This window comes from Corynebacterium hylobatis, from assembly GCF_003955685.1.
Lineage (GTDB): Bacteria > Actinomycetota > Actinomycetes > Mycobacteriales > Mycobacteriaceae > Corynebacterium > Corynebacterium hylobatis.
In genome coordinates, this window is record NZ_RXHJ01000013.1 from 25,850 (window position 1) to 39,577 (window position 13,728).

General features: G+C 68.9%; 12 protein-coding genes and 1 pseudogene. 3 read left to right on the top strand and 10 right to left on the bottom strand.

Going from position 1 to position 13,728, the window contains the following annotated elements; all coding sequences use genetic code 11:
* Positions 1 to 5: 5 nt before the first annotated feature.
* On the bottom strand, positions 6 to 599 hold the full coding sequence (rimM, locus tag EAH68_RS10120; protein WP_439647624.1) for a ribosome maturation factor RimM: 594 nt from the start codon (positions 597 to 599) through the stop codon (positions 6 to 8).
* On the opposite strand from rimM, the gene EAH68_RS10125 reads away from it, so the two are divergent.
* Positions 598 to 945: a cupin domain-containing protein gene (locus tag EAH68_RS10125; RefSeq protein WP_241228408.1), complete on the top strand. Its 348-nt coding sequence runs from the start codon at positions 598 to 600 to the stop codon at positions 943 to 945. The genes rimM and EAH68_RS10125 overlap by 2 nt on opposite strands.
* Complete coding sequence (gene deoD, locus EAH68_RS10130; protein WP_126121277.1) at positions 938 to 1,648, top strand: purine-nucleoside phosphorylase; 711 nt, start codon at positions 938 to 940, stop codon at positions 1,646 to 1,648. The genes EAH68_RS10125 and deoD overlap by 8 nt, the downstream gene beginning before the upstream one ends.
* On the opposite strand, the gene EAH68_RS10135 is transcribed toward deoD, so the two are convergent.
* Positions 1,605 to 3,179 (bottom strand): phospho-sugar mutase, encoded by a 1,575-nt coding sequence (locus tag EAH68_RS10135; protein WP_126121218.1) that lies wholly within the window; start codon positions 3,177 to 3,179, stop codon positions 1,605 to 1,607. The genes deoD and EAH68_RS10135 overlap by 44 nt on opposite strands.
* 5 nt (positions 3,180 to 3,184) lie before the next feature.
* Positions 3,185 to 3,835 carry a deoxyribose-phosphate aldolase gene (deoC, locus tag EAH68_RS10140; RefSeq protein WP_126121219.1) on the bottom strand — a complete coding sequence of 217 codons (651 nt, stop codon included), beginning with the start codon at positions 3,833 to 3,835 and terminating at the stop codon, positions 3,185 to 3,187.
* Between the two features lie 116 nt (positions 3,836 to 3,951).
* Between deoC and EAH68_RS10145 the strand changes: the two are divergent.
* Positions 3,952 to 4,329, top strand: a pseudogene (locus EAH68_RS10145) (cytidine deaminase); the annotation flags it as partial.
* A 114-nt stretch (positions 4,330 to 4,443) separates the two neighbouring features.
* On the opposite strand, the gene rpsP reads toward EAH68_RS10145, so the two are convergent.
* The 7 genes from rpsP to ftsY all read right to left on the bottom strand — a co-directional run bounded on the left by rpsP (position 4,444) and on the right by ftsY (position 13,664).
* Positions 4,444 to 4,968 carry a 30S ribosomal protein S16 gene (gene rpsP, locus EAH68_RS10150; RefSeq protein WP_126121221.1) on the bottom strand — a complete coding sequence of 175 codons (525 nt, stop codon included), beginning with the start codon at positions 4,966 to 4,968 and terminating at the stop codon, positions 4,444 to 4,446.
* Positions 4,969 to 5,107: 139 nt separating this feature from the next.
* Entirely contained in the window at positions 5,108 to 6,226 is a 1,119-nt protein-coding gene (locus EAH68_RS10155) for a radical SAM/SPASM domain-containing protein (protein WP_126121222.1), read from the bottom strand.
* A gap of 53 nt (positions 6,227 to 6,279) precedes the next feature.
* Positions 6,280 to 7,902, bottom strand: coding sequence for a signal recognition particle protein (ffh, locus tag EAH68_RS10160; protein WP_126121223.1), 1,623 nt, complete (start codon positions 7,900 to 7,902; stop codon positions 6,280 to 6,282).
* A 41-nt stretch (positions 7,903 to 7,943) separates the two neighbouring features.
* Positions 7,944 to 10,127: a [protein-PII] uridylyltransferase gene (locus EAH68_RS10165; protein ID WP_126121224.1), complete on the bottom strand. Its 2,184-nt coding sequence runs from the start codon at positions 10,125 to 10,127 to the stop codon at positions 7,944 to 7,946.
* Positions 10,012 to 10,350, bottom strand: coding sequence for a P-II family nitrogen regulator (locus EAH68_RS10170; RefSeq protein WP_126121225.1), 339 nt, complete (start codon positions 10,348 to 10,350; stop codon positions 10,012 to 10,014). Before EAH68_RS10170 ends, EAH68_RS10165 begins: the two co-directional genes overlap by 116 nt.
* Positions 10,347 to 11,711, bottom strand: coding sequence for an ammonium transporter (locus EAH68_RS10175; RefSeq protein WP_126121226.1), 1,365 nt, complete (start codon positions 11,709 to 11,711; stop codon positions 10,347 to 10,349). The genes EAH68_RS10170 and EAH68_RS10175 overlap by 4 nt, the downstream gene beginning before the upstream one ends.
* A 168-nt stretch (positions 11,712 to 11,879) precedes the next feature.
* On the bottom strand, positions 11,880 to 13,664 hold the full coding sequence (gene ftsY / locus EAH68_RS10180; protein WP_126121227.1) for a signal recognition particle-docking protein FtsY: 1,785 nt from the start codon (positions 13,662 to 13,664) through the stop codon (positions 11,880 to 11,882).
* Positions 13,665 to 13,728 lie beyond the last annotated feature (64 nt).

Below are 13,728 nucleotides of genomic sequence, written 5' to 3' on the forward strand. Positions count from 1 at the left end.
GTGGGTCACAGATCCAGCAGTCCTTCCGGCGGGGTGATGACGATGGCCTCATTGTCCAGGTCGACAATCGGCACGATGGCGTGGACGAAGGGGACGGTGGTCTCCCCGCCCGCATCGAGGGTGATCTCCAGGAGGCGGTGTGCCGGGCCGCGGATGACGGAGGTGACCTCGCCGATGTCCTCGGGCTCCGGTTCGGCCCCCTCGTAGGCGCGGGCATTGGCCTCCTCCTCGGAGACCGCACCGACGTTGAGCACGCGCAGACCGATCAGCTCGTGGTCGTAGTAGGCGTCATCATCGTCCTCGGGCACCAGCGGGGCCGCCATAAAGCGCATACCGCGCAACGAATCCGCCGCGGTACGGTCGGGGACCTCCTCGAATTTGACCAGCAGCCGGCCCTGGTGGGGGCGCACCGTGGCCACCGTCAGCTCCTGCTGCTTGTTGCCCTGCCGCCCGTCGAGCACCTCGCCGACGGCGAAGCGCAGCTCCGGTTCATCAGTGGTCGCATCCACGACCACCTCACCGCGGATGCCGTGCGACTTGATCACCCTGCCGATCATCAGTTCCATGGTCACTGAGCTTATCGCTAGGCTCGATTGCATGACCAACATGACCGTACTGTCCGTCCCGGAAACGGCGCCCACCCCCGATCCCTCCCGTCCCCGGCCCGCTGTCGCGCGGCTGCTGCAGGGCGACGGGGCGAACCTCATCACCTTCGCCTTCGCCCCCGGACAGAACATGCCCGACCACCGCTCCGCCCATCCCATCACCGTGCAGTGCCTGGAGGGTGAGCTGGACTTCACCTGCGGCGAGGAGACCGTGCGCATGGCACCGGGCACCGTCATCCACCTGCGCGAACAGGTCACCCACCGCGTCGACTGCCCCGACGATGCCCCTGCGCGCAGCGTCCTGCTGCTGACCATGCTCACCGGTGAGCGCCATGGCTGAGACCCCGCACATCAACCCCGGCGGCGCACCCATCGCGAAGACAGTGCTCATGCCCGGTGATCCCCTGCGCGCGAAGTTCATCGCGGAGAACTACCTGGAGAATGTCGTCCAGTTCAACGCCGTGCGCAACATGCTCGGCTTCACCGGCACCTGGCAGGGACATGAGGTCTCCGTGATGGGCTCGGGCATGGGCATCCCCTCCGCCTCCCTCTACGCCCACGAACTCATCCACGTCTTCGGCGCGGAGAAGCTGGTGCGCGTCGGCTCCTGCGGCGCGATGCAACCGGAGCTCGACCTCTACGAGATCATCGTCGCCCAGGGTGCGTGCACCGATTCGCACTTTCTGGCCCAGTACAACCTGCCCGGAACCTTCGCCCCCATCGCCTCCTGGAAGCTGCTCCGGGCCTTCACCGACGAGGCCGAACGGCAGGGCGTGGACGTCCACGTGGGCAACATCCTGTCCTCGGACGTCTTCTACAACGCCGATGACACCGCCAGCCGCCGCTGGGCCGGGATGGGGGTGCTCGCCGTGGAGATGGAGTCCGCCGGCATCTACGCCGTTGCCGCCGATGCAGGTGTCGATGCCCTCGGGGTGTTCACCGTCTCCGACAACATCATCACCGGCACGGCCACCTCGGCAGAAGAACGCGAGACCGCCTTCACCCGGATGATGGAGCTGGCGCTGCCCCTGGCCGCGGTCTGAGAAGTTCGGCCAGCTCCCCGCGCAGCACCTCCAGCCGTTCCCGCCCTGCCGCCCGTGAATCACTGATGACCTCGAGGTAGCACTTGAGCTTCGGTTCCGTACCGGAGGGCCGGATGATGATCCGGTCATCGGCCTCCGTGAGCAGCAGTAGCCCGCTGGTCGGGGGCAGCCCCTCATGCCCGGCGGACAGATCGATGACACGGGTGACCGGGGCGGCACCGATGACCGTGGGTGGTGTCGCCACCAGGCGGGCGAGCAGCGCCGGGGCCTGTGTGGTGCGCAGCGTCAGCGGTGCGGTGAGGTACCAGCCGAAATGCCCCGCGATCTCGGTGAGCAGGTCCTCAAGGTCCACCCGGGAGGCCAGCTCCGCCACCCGCAGGCAGGCGGTGATGCCGTCCTTGTCCGCCACCGCATGCGGGTCGGTGCAGTAGCCGAGGGCCTCCTCATAGCCGTAGACCAGCCCCGGGACACGGGCGATCCACTTGAAGCCGGTCAACGTCGTCTCATGCGTCAGGCCGTGGTGGGCCGCGATACGCCCCAGCAGGCGGGAGGAGACGATGGAGGAGGCCAGCACACCCCGCTCCGTGCGGGAGGCGATCTCCCAGCCGAGCAGGGCCCCGACCTCATCCCCGCTGAGTCGGCGCCAACCCTCCCCCTCCGGCACGGCGACCGAGCAGCGGTCCGCATCCGGGTCCACCGCCAGGACCAGCCGTGCCCCGAGCCGGTCGGCTGTGGCATATGCCAGGTCCAGGGCGCCGGGTTCCTCCGGGTTGGGGAATCTGACCGTGGGGAAATCCGGGTCCGGCCGGTGCTGTTCCACCACCGGATGGACGTCATGGAAACCGGCGCGGGCCAGGGCCTCCACGAGCATCCCGCCACCCACCCCGTGCAGGGCGGTGACGACGATGGGCAGGTCGTGGGCGGGGGTGTCGACCAGGGCTGCCGCGCGGGCGAGGTACTCCTCGAGGACGTCAATCTGTTCGATGTTCTCCCGGGAACGGGGTACCTCATCGGCCCAGCCCACGGCCTCGATCGCGGTGGCGATCTCCACGTCCGCCGGCGGGATGATCTGGCTGCCGCTGCGGTCGTAGACTTTATAGCCGTTGTCGTCTGCGGGGTTGTGTGAGGCGGTGATCATCACCGCGGCATCCGCCCCCAGGTGCCGCAGCGCGAAGGCCGTGAGCGGGGTGGGCAGCTGCGCGGGCAGGAGCAGCACCCGGATCCCCGCCGCGGAGAGCACCTCGGCGGTCACCTGCCGGAAGTCCGCCGAACCGTGCCGGGCATCGCAACCCAGTACCACCCGGGTGCCCGGACCCAGCCAGGCCGCCAGGCCCGCGGTCGTGCGGGTGACGGTGGCGATGTTCATCGCCGACTCCCCCGCCCCCACCGGACCGCGGATCCCCGCGGTGCCGAAGAGCAGGGGCCCGGCGAAACGGTCCACCAGCTGCAGGGAATCCTCCGCCAGCCAGCCCAGCACCTCGGCGCGGGTGGCCGGATCAGGGTCGTGGGCGGCCCACTGCGCCGGGTCCATGGTCGCTACAGTCCGGACAGGACATCGGCTGAGGCGGAGCAACCCAGGCGGGTGGCGCCGGCGGCGATCATCGCGAGTGCGGTCTCCGTGTCGCGGATCCCGCCGGAGGCCTTGATACCCAGGCGACCACCGACCGCGGCGGCCATGATCTCGACGGCGTGGACGCTGGCCCCGCCGGCGGGGTGGAAACCAGTGGAGGTCTTGACGAAGTCCGCTCCGGCCCGCTCCGCCGCCAGGCAGCACTGGGTGATCTGGTGGTCGGAGAGCACCGCGGTCTCCAGGATGACCTTGAGCACCGCGCCCGGGACGGCGTCGCGCACGGCCCGGATATCCGATTCCACGGCCTCGAATTCGTGCTCCATCACGAAGGAGAGATTGAGCACCATGTCCACCTCATCAGCACCGGTGCTCACCGCCAGGGCGGCCTCAGCCGCCTTGATGTGACTGTGGTGCGCGCCGGAGGGGAAACCGCACACGGTGGCCACCTTCATCTTCTCCGGGGCAGTGACCGGCAGCCGGGAGGGTGAGACGCACACGGAGTACACGCCGAGTTCCTCCGCCTCCCTGATCAGCGCCGCGATATCCGCGGGGGTGGCCTCCGGCTTGAGCAGGGTGTGGTCGATGGACTGGGCGAGTCTGGCACGAGTGAGGGTCATGCCTCCAGTTCTAGCCGATCCGGTCGTGGTTAAGGGCGGGTTGCGCGGGTTTCTCCTCCACCGCCACACCCGGTGCGGATAATGTCGACCATGTCCACGCGTCTCAACCCCAGGGAGAAACCGTGCTCCTCGACGCCGCCGCCCGCGCCGCCACCTTTGCCTATGCCCCGTACAGCAACTTCACCGTCGGTGCTGCCCTGCTGACGACGGGCGGGCAGATGTTCACCGGCTGCAACGTGGAGAACGCCGCCTTCGGTGAGACCATCTGCGCCGAGCGCAACGCCGTGACGACGATGGTCGCGGCCGGTCTCCGGGAGATCGACACCATCGCGGTCGTCGGCGGGGAGGGCCCCTGCTGGCCCTGCGGCGCGTGCCGCCAGGTGCTCGCCGAATTCGGCTGCCGACGCGTCGTGGTCGCTGGCCCGGATGGTCCCCTGGAGGTGGCTTTCACGGACCTGCTCCCCCACTCCTTCGGTGGGCCCGGCAACCGTTAGCTCCCGTCCGTTAGATCTGGATATGTATCCCTCAGGTGGGCGGCTGAGTCGCCCACCTGCCCCAGAACGAGAACAACCCCGTCCGAAATGGACGGGGTTGCGGATCAGAGTCGCTTACTCAGCGGTCTCCTCGGCAGACTCCTCAGCCGGAGCCTCCTCAGCAGCCGCTGCCTCAGCCTTGGCCGCCTCCTCGGCGGCAGCCTTCTCAGCTGCCTCCTTCTCAGCAGCAGCCTTGGCCTCGGCCTCTTCCTTGGCCTTGCGCTTCTTCTCGGTGACAGCCTCGACGGACGGGCCGTCGTTGGCCTCAGCCAGCGCCTGGTTGAACAGGTCGAGCTTGGACGGCTTCTCCTCGGCCACCTTCAGGGTGCCCTCGGCACCCTCGACGCCCTTGAACTTCTGCCAGTCGCCGGTCACCTTGAGCAGGGCCTGGACGGACTCGGTCGGCTGTGCGCCGACAGCGAGCCAGTACTGCGCACGCTCAGAGTTGATCTTGATGACGGACGGGTCCTGCTTCGGCTCGTAGGTACCGATGTTCTCGATGACCTTGCCGTCGCGGCGGGTGCGGGCATCGGCGATGACGACGCGGTAGTGCGGGGTACGGATCTTACCGATACGCTGCAGCTTGATCTTGACAGCCATGGGGGCTCCTTTAAAGTCACTGGGCAGTTCAGGCATCCGTCATGGATTCGACGGACCGGTTCAACCCTTGGGTTTAACCTGCGTGTGACATTGCCGGCCGACCATGGTCGGTGACGGTGCTACGCAGGAACGCGTAACACTATACGGGCTGTCTGTCCGTTTCCGGAAATTCCCGCCCCTCCGGGACATAAGGGCAGGTCGGATCGGAGGCGAGAGGGTCCCCGCTGACGGCATAGGCGGCGGCCCGGGAGCCTCCGCAGAGGCCGGCGAATTCGCAGCTCGTGCACCCGCCCGTCCATGTCGAGGGATCCCGCAGCCGCCGGAGTACCGGGGACTGCGCGTAGATCTCCGGCAACGGACTCTCCCGGATGTTCCCGCAGTGCACCGGCAGCAACCTGTCGGGGCGGACGTCCCCGGCCGGACCGATGACCACGAGGCCGCTGCCCGCGTTGACGACCATGGGTGGTCGGGGCCGGCGTGGTGCCGCCGGGCGTGCCCCCAGAAGCCGGACGGTCTCGGTGGTGAGGCGACCGTAGAGTTCCCCTCCCGCATGGTCCGCCCCCTGCGCACGCTGGTGGAATACCCGCCGGAGCTGGGGCGCGTCGGTGGCTTCGACGACTATCCTGTCCGAGACGTCACGGAGCCAGTGCAGGACATCCTCATGTTCTGCACCGGACAGATCACACCGGCCGGTGCCGCGGTCCGTGGGGACGAGAAGGGAGACGTTCCACTGCCTGGCACCCAGGCCGATGACGCGGGCGAGCAGGGCAGGCGCCTCCGCCAGGTTGGCTGGGGTCAGCGTCGAGTTGATCTGCAGCCGGAGGCCGGCGAGGGTGGCCTCCCGGGCGGCCCTGATAGTCCGGTCGAAGGCGCCGGGTACGTCGTGGAACTGGTCATGGGTGGCAGCCGCGGCACCGTCCAGGGTGAGCGCCAGGGTCGTCACCCCCGCGGCATAAAGTTCGGCGAGTTTCCTCCGGTCCAGCCCCGGTGCCACCGGGAGGCTGAGGGAGATCTCCAGTCCGAGGCCGGTGCCGTGGCGGATCAGTTCCGTCAGGTCACCGCGTCCGAGGATGCCCGGACCGGTGAGCACCACCTGTGGACGAGACCGGTGCCAGGTGGCGAGGGAGTCGAGCAGGGCGCGCCCCTCGTCGGTGTCCAACTCCCCGGGGTGTCCCGTCCGGGTCACCTCCCAGATGACGATGAGAGGTGTGACGTGGATGTCGTGCCGGGCCGGCCGGGACGTGTGGCTTCCAGTCATGCCCTACACCATAAACGGAAAAAACCCCGCTGGTGCAGGGTTTTTCCATACCGTTACTTCTTGCCGCCCTGGCCGAAGTCGAGGTTGTCCAGGTCGATGTTCTCCATGCCCTTGGGCAGTTTCGGCATGCCGGGGATATTGGGCAGGCCCGGCATACCGCCGCCGCCACCCATCTGCTGCTGCATCTGCTGCAGCTGCGCCATGTCCGGCATCCCGGGCATTCCGCCCGGCATGCCCGGCATCTGCGGCTGACGCACCGGCTTGCGCTTGCCGCCCTTGCCCTTGCGGCCCTTGGGCCGCTTCTTCGTCGCGGAGCGCTGCATGCCACCGCCGGGCATGCCAAACTGGCCGGCCATCTTGCCCATCATCTTCTTCGCCTCGAAGAAACGCTCAACGAGCTGGTTGACGTCCGTGACGGTCACGCCGGAACCGCCGGCGATGCGCTTGCGGCGGGAGGCGTTGAGGATCTTCGGGTCGTCGCGTTCTGCGGGGGTCATGCCGCGAATGATCGCCTGGATGCGGTCGAGATGCTTCTCATCGACCATGTCGGCCATCTCGTTCATCTGCTTGCCGCCGGGCAGCATCTTGAGGATGTTGCCGATCGGCCCCATGCGGCGGATCATGAGCATCTGGTCGAGGAAGTCCTCGAGAGTGAGCTCACCGGTGGTCAGCTTGGCGGCGGTCTCCTCGGCCTTCTGCTGGTCGAGGACCTGCTCCGCCTGCTCGATCAGGCTGAGGACGTCACCCATACCGAGGATGCGGCTGGCCATGCGCTCGGGGTGGAAGACATCGAAGTCCTCGAGCTTCTCACCGGTGGAGGCGAACATGATCGGCTTACCGGTGACCTCACGGATCGACAGGGCCGCACCACCGCGGGCGTCACCGTCGAGCTTGGTCAGGACGACACCGGTGAAGTCGACGCCGTCGCGGAAGGCCTCGGCGGTGTTGACCGCATCCTGGCCGATCATCGCGTCGATGACGAAGAGGACCTCGTCGGGGTTGACGGCGTCGCGGATGTTGCGCGCCTGGGTCATCAGGGTCTCGTCGATGCCGAGACGCCCGGCGGTATCGACGATGACCACGTCGTGCTGGGTGCGGCTGGCTTCCGCGATGCCGGCCTGTGCCACGGCGACCGGGTCGCCGTGGGAGGTGCCCATCTCATGCTCGTGGGAGTCGATGGAGGTGCCCGGGTCGGGGGCGAAGGTGGGCACGCCGGCGCGCTCACCGACGATCTGCAGCTGCTGGACCGCGCCGGGGCGCTGGAGGTCACAGGCCACCAGCATGGGTGTGTGCCCCTGCTTGGTCAGGTGCTTGGCCAGCTTGCCGGCGAGCGTGGTCTTACCGGCACCCTGGAGGCCGGCGAGCATGATGACGGTCGGCGGGGTCTTCGCCAGCTGGATGCGGCGGGTCTCGCCGCCGAGAATCTCGACGAGCTCCTCGTTGACGATCTTGACCACCTGCTGGGCAGGGTTGAGGGCCTCGGAGACCTCGGCACCGGCGGCGCGTTCCTTGATCTTCTTGATGAAGCCGCGGACGACCGTCAGGGAGACATCCGCCTCCAGCAGGGCGAGTCGGATCTCCCTGGCGGTGGCGTTGATGTCCGCCTCGGTCAGCTTGCCTTTGCCACGGAGCCCGGTGAGGGCACCGGTGAGGCGCTCTGAAAGAGACTCAAACACTAGGACACTCTCCCTGCGATCGACGTTTCAACTCCCTCATGCTAGCCGGTACCGAGCGCGCGGGTCACATCCCTGCCCACCTGTCGCCGGTCGACGGGACCTGCGAAGGCCACCTGGGTGATCATCGTCGCCCCCGGCGTGCTCGCCGACAGCCAGGCCAGTTCGGGCAGGACCGCCAGGAGTACGCCCAGGGCTCCGATCCGGTCGCCGGTGCGCACCTCCAGGACCTGGCCGCGCCAGGTGGTCAGCGTCGGGGCGGGCGGGACCTGCGGCAGCCGGGTGTGTACCCCGGATTTGTGGGCCTGGATGAAGGCGGCCTCGTCGGCGGCCTCAGCGAGGGTCTGCACGGTGGGCCGGGCATCGAATTCGGCGTGCAGTTCCCCCGCCGCCACCAGCCGGGCCGCGGTGATCTTCCAGGCCTTGGCGGCGATCAGTGCCAGCACCGGCTGCGGGTCGCTGCCCCGCCAGGAGACGGTGACGGTCTCCTCTTCCGGGTTGACGCGCAGTCCGATCCCGGCCGGGGCGTGGACGTGCGGGCGCAGCAGCGCGGCCGGGCGCAGTGCGCGGCGGGCCCGGCCGGCCAGGGCGCGCAGGCCGGCCTCGAGGCGGGGGTTCCACACGCCGGGGCCGGTGGCGCGGGCGTCGGCTTCAGTGAGGACCTCGAGCAGGTCGAGGGTGTCGCGGTCGTAGTGGACGGCGTCGAGAAGCAGGTCAAGGGTCTCATCGGCGGTCGGGTCATGGCGGGCGGCCAGGCGGGCGATGGTGGTGTGCTCCGCGACGAGGGTCTGCACGCGCGAACGGTCGGGCAGGTGCAGGCCCAGGCGGCGGGCCATGCGGGCGACGAACTCGGCGCCCACCTGCTCGTGGGGGCGGCCATGACCCTTACCGATGTCGTGGAACAGCGCCCCGAGCAGGAGGAGGTCCGGGCGTGCCACGGAGACGCCGACGGCGGCGCAGTGGGCGACGGTGACCAGGCTGTGCTGGTCGATGGTGTGGATGTGGTTGCGTTCCCGCGGCATCCGGCCCCGGATGTGGGCCCATTCGGGCACGAGCCGGGTCCACAGGCCGTGGCGGTCGAGTTCGTTGACCACCTCGGCGGTGTGGGTGGGTGAGGCCAGCAGAGCGAAGAAGTCCTCGGCGGCCGCGGCGGTGAGGATCTCCGGCAGGGCGGGCAGTTCGCGCAGTCGCTGCCAGGTGTGGGCGGCGACGGGCAGGCCCGTGCGGGCAGCTGCCGCGGCGACGCGCAGCAGCAGCGCGGGATCGGTGAGGTCAGGGCGGCGGGAGAGCGTGATCTCCCCGCCGTCGTCGACGACGTCGACGTCGAGGGGGCGGCGTTGACCGCGAGCCCGGGAGCCGAGGGCGGCACGGGCCGTGGCCAGGGCGGCGGTGACGGCGGCGTCGATGCGCCGGGCGGTGTCGGCCAGCCGGGCGGAGAGCTCGTGCCGGTCCCCCAGCCCGAGTTCCGTGGCGATGTCCTCGGCGAACTCGGGGTCGAGGACGTCGCGGCGGCGGCGGGCGTGGGCGTGGAGGAGTGCGCGGATGTCGAGAAGCAGGGTCCGTTCTGTGGCCAGGGGCGGCTCATCGCAGAGGTTGGCCAGCGCAAGGGCCCGGATGAGGTCGAGGTCGCGCAGACCGCCGCGGCCGTTCTTCAGATCCGGGTGGGTCATCGCGACCACCGAGCCGAAGCGGCGCCAGCGGGCGATGGCGGTGTCGGTGAGCGCGTTGAAGTTGCGGTGGATCTCCGTGCGCCAGCGGCTGAGGACAGCCGCTCGAGTGCGGGCGGTCAGACGCGCGTCGCCGCTGATGTGGGCCAGCTCCAGCAGGGCGAGGGCGGCGGTGGAGTCGGCGCTGATCATCGCGGCGCACTCAGCCGGGGTGCGCACGGCATGGTCGACGCGGACACCGGAATTCCACAGGGGGTACCAGAAATCCGCAAGATCCGGCGTGCTCTCCTCCGGGTGGAGCAGCAGCAGGTCGAGGTCCGAGAAGGCGGTCATGTCCCCGCGGGCCAGGGAGCCGGTGGCCACCAGCGCACAACCCGCGGGGACATCAAGTTCCGCCACCAGCGCGCGGGCCCGGTCGAGGGCCGCGGCGCGCAGGGCCGCGGGATCAGAGGGCGGCTTCGTCACGGTCACCGGTGCGGACGCGGATGACGTGCTCCACCGGGGTGACCCACACCTTCCCGTCACCCATCTTGCCGGTGTAGGCGGAGCGGGTGACGGCATCGAGGACGTCGCCCAGCTGCTCGTCAGCGACGACGACCTCCACCTTGACCTTGGGCACGAAGTCCGTGGCGTACTCGGCACCGCGGTAGACCTCGCTGTGGCCGCGTTGCTGGCCGTAGCCCTGGGCTTCGCTGACCGTCATGCCTCCCACATCCAGTGCGTTGAGCGCCTCACGAATGTCGTTGAGGGTGAAGGGTTTGACGACTGCGGTCACGAGTTTCATCGGTTTCTCCTCATTCCGGCGGACTGTCCGGCTCGACGGTTCTGGCCTGATCCTACTCGCGCGGTGCGCAGGCGCTGTTCGCCGCCGGCGTCGTCGTAGGCGCTCTCCCGGTGCTCGTGGAGGTCGATGCCCTCGAATTCGGCCTCCGGTTCGATGCGCCAGCCGAGGGTGTGCCGCAGCGCCAGGCCGATCAGGGCGGTGATGATCCCGGTCCAGGCCATCGCCACCACGGCGATGATGACCTGTACGGCCAGCAGACGCAGCGTCTGCCCGCCGCCGGCGAACAGCGCCAGGCCGATGGTGCCCCACAGACCGGCGACCAGATGCACGCCGACGACGTCGAGGGAGTCGTCGTAGCCGAAGCGGTGTTTGAGGCCCACGCCGAGGCAGGCGAGGATGCCACCGATGACGCCGAGCGCGAGGGAGGTCACCGGCGTGAGTGCCCCGGCGGCGGGGGTGATGGTGACCAGGCCGGCGACCACGCCGGAGGCTGCGCCGAGGGAGGTGGGCCGACCGTCCCGGAGCTTCTCGACGCCCAGCCAGCCCAGCATCGCCGCCGCCGCTGCGGCCGTGGTGTTCAACCAGGCCAGGCCCGCCAGCCCGTCGGCGGCGAAGGCGGAGCCGCCGTTGAAGCCGAACCAGCCGAACCACAGCAGGGCCGCGCCGAGCATGACCAGCGGCAGGCTGTGCGGGCGCTGCGGGGTGGTGAGGAAGTCGAAGCGCCTGCCCACGATCAGGACGAGCACCAGGGCGGCCGTGCCGGCGGAGATGTGGACGACGGTGCCACCGGCGAAGTCGATGGGCGCGACGGTGGCCGCACCGTCGGTGGTGCCGAAGAGCCGGGCGGCGAGGCCGGTCTCCGCGTGGGAGAGCAGTCCCCCGCCCCAGACCATGTGGGCCAGCGGGAAGTAGACGAGGGTCGCCCACATCCCGGCGAAGAGCAGCCACGTGCTGAATTTCACCCGGCCGGCCAGGGCACCGGAGATGATCGCGGTGGAGATGACGGCAAAGGTGAGCTGGAAGGCGATGTCGATGATGTTGGCGTAGCCGGAGGCCCCGGCCAGGTAGTTGCCGGCCCCGTCGAGGATGGAGTCCCGTAGGCCCAGGAACTGGGTCGGGTCGGCGACGATCCCGCCGAGGGAGCGGGTGCCGTAGGACATCGACCACCCCCACAGGATGTAGACGATCGTGACCACGCCGAGCGCGCCGAAGGACATCATCATCATGTTCAACGCGCTGCGGCGGCCGGACATGCCGCCGTAGAAGAGGGCGAGTGCCGGGGTCATCAGCAGGACCAGCGAGGCTGAGACGAGCATCCAGCCGGCGTTACCGGAGGCCAGCATGGTTTCGTGCGTGTTCATGGTTCCCTCCTTTGATTACCTGTTGCCCGACAGGTTGCCGGGCACAGCGTTAACTATAGAGCTATCGAAACCATTCCGGTAGAGCGACAGAAAACTTTTTCTGATCCACCCCGGAAACGACGAACGCCGCCCCGGAGGGCGGCGGGTCCCAGATGGCGGGACCGGGATCTAACCCAGCAGGGCGTCGACGAAACCCTCCACCTCGAAGGGGGCGAGATCATCCGCACCCTCACCCAGACCGACGAGCTTGACCGGCACGCCGAGCTCCTCCTGGACCTGGAAGACGATGCCGCCCTTGGCGGTGCCGTCCAGCTTGGTCAGCGCGATACCGGTGATGTCGACCACCTCACGGAACACCCGCGCCTGGGTCAGGCCGTTCTGGCCGACGGTCGCATCGAGAACCAGCAGAACCTCATCCACGGCGGTCTTCTTCTCCACGACACGCTTGACCTTGCCCAGCTGATCCATCAGACCGGTGGCGGTGTGCAGACGGCCGGCGGTGTCGACGAGCACGACATCCGCCTGCTCCGCCACTCCCCTGGCCACCGCATCGAAGGCCACCGAGGCCGGGTCCGCACCCTCGGCGCCGCGCACGGTGGCGGCGCCGACGCGGCGTCCCCAGGTCTCCAGCTGGTCAGCGGCCGCGGCACGGAAGGTGTCCGCAGCACCCAGGAGCACCTTGTGGCCCATGGAGACGAGCACACGGGCCAGCTTGCCGGTGGTGGTGGTCTTGCCGGTGCCATTGACACCGACGACCAGGATCACGGCGGGCTTGCCCTCGTAGGGCATGGCCCTGATGGAACGGTCCATCTCGGGATGGCAGGCCTCGATGAGGGCCTCGCGCAGGAAGGCGCGGGCCTCCGCCTCGTTGGACACACCGCGCTCGGCGATCTTGTCCCGCAGCGAATCGACCACATCCATGGTCACCTTCGTGCCCAGGTCCGCCATGAGCAGCGTGTCCTCGATCTCCTCCCAGGCGTCCTCGTCGAGATCACCGGCGGTGAGGATACCGAGCACGCCCTGACCGATCGCGTTCTGGGAACGCGACAGGCGGCCGCGTAGACGGCCGATTCGGCCGGCCGCCGGGGCGATCTCCTCGATCGGCTCGGGGGCAGGGGCGGGTTCAGTGGCCGGGACCGGCGTGGTCTCCAGCGCCTCAGTGACGGATTCAACAGTGACCTGGGCGGCCTCGGCAGCCTCCACGGCCTCCTCGATGACCTCGGGTTCCTCAGCCACCTCCGTCTCCGGCTCCGGTTCGGTGACTCCGGACGCGGCTGCAGCTCCCGCGATCACCGCTCCCCCGGCACCGCCGGCAACCGCATCTCCCGCACCGGACAGACGCTCGGTCCCATCGACCTGCGCCTCCGCCTCCGTTTCCTCGTGGTGGGACTCGTAGGTGACGTAGGCCTTCTCCCCCGCCGGTTCACCGGTCACGACCACCTCAGAGTCATCTGCGTCCGGGTGCACCGCGTCGTAGGTGACATAGGCACCGGGGTCCTTCTCTTCCCGGGCCTGAGTCTCAGTCTCAGCCTTCGGCTCGGGCTCGGGGGTGGGCTCCACCGTGGGGGCAGCCATCTTCGGCTCGGGCTCGGGGGTGGGCTCCACCGTGGGTGCCGGGATGGGCTCCACCCTGGGGGCAGCCATCTTCGGCTCGGGCTCGGATTCCTCCACCTTCGGGGCCGGCGAGGTGGCCGCGGCCGCGGTTCCACCGAGTGCCTGGCCCGGCAGGAGTTCGGGCTCCTTCACCTCAGTCGGGGCGGCAGGTGCGAAGTTGAATCCGCCCTTGGCCTGGTAATCACCCGATTTCTCCTGCTGGGTCAGCTCCTTCTGTTCCTTCTCCTCGAAGCGGACGGTTTTCGCTTCTTTTCGCCTATTTCCGACGACGACAAGAACGATCAGCGCCAGCACCAGAATGACGACGATCGCCAGGATGATCCACATGGTCATGTTCATGTCATCCATAGTGGCAGGAAATGCGCCGCTTCACACTCCGGGGCCCCGGGAAGTCGCAGGAAAA

What these genes read in the sequence shown, in the direction of transcription:
- EAH68_RS10170 (WP_126121225.1), bottom strand. Translation starts at nt 10,350, where the DNA reads ATGAAACTCGTGACCGCAGTCGTCAAACCCTTCACCCTCAACGACATT.
- ftsY (WP_126121227.1), bottom strand. Translation starts at nt 13,664, where the DNA reads ATGAACATGACCATGTGGATCATCCTGGCGATCGTCGTCATTCTGGTG.
- rimM (WP_439647624.1), bottom strand. Translation starts at nt 599, where the DNA reads ATGCAATCGAGCCTAGCGATAAGCTCAGTGACCATGGAACTGATGATC.
- EAH68_RS10165 (WP_126121224.1), bottom strand. Translation starts at nt 10,127, where the DNA reads ATGCCGTCACCCGCTCCGCCTACACCGGCAAGATGGGTGACGGGAAGG.
- deoC (WP_126121219.1), bottom strand. Translation starts at nt 3,835, where the DNA reads ATGACCCTCACTCGTGCCAGACTCGCCCAGTCCATCGACCACACCCTG.
- EAH68_RS10175 (WP_126121226.1), bottom strand. Translation starts at nt 11,711, where the DNA reads ATGAACACGCACGAAACCATGCTGGCCTCCGGTAACGCCGGCTGGATG.
- deoD (WP_126121277.1), top strand. Translation starts at nt 938, where the DNA reads ATGGCTGAGACCCCGCACATCAACCCCGGCGGCGCACCCATCGCGAAG.
- EAH68_RS10125 (WP_241228408.1), top strand. Translation starts at nt 598, where the DNA reads ATGACCAACATGACCGTACTGTCCGTCCCGGAAACGGCGCCCACCCCC.
- EAH68_RS10155 (WP_126121222.1), bottom strand. Translation starts at nt 6,226, where the DNA reads ATGACTGGAAGCCACACGTCCCGGCCGGCCCGGCACGACATCCACGTC.
- EAH68_RS10135 (WP_126121218.1), bottom strand. Translation starts at nt 3,179, where the DNA reads ATGGACCCGGCGCAGTGGGCCGCCCACGACCCTGATCCGGCCACCCGC.
- rpsP (WP_126121221.1), bottom strand. Translation starts at nt 4,968, where the DNA reads ATGGCTGTCAAGATCAAGCTGCAGCGTATCGGTAAGATCCGTACCCCG.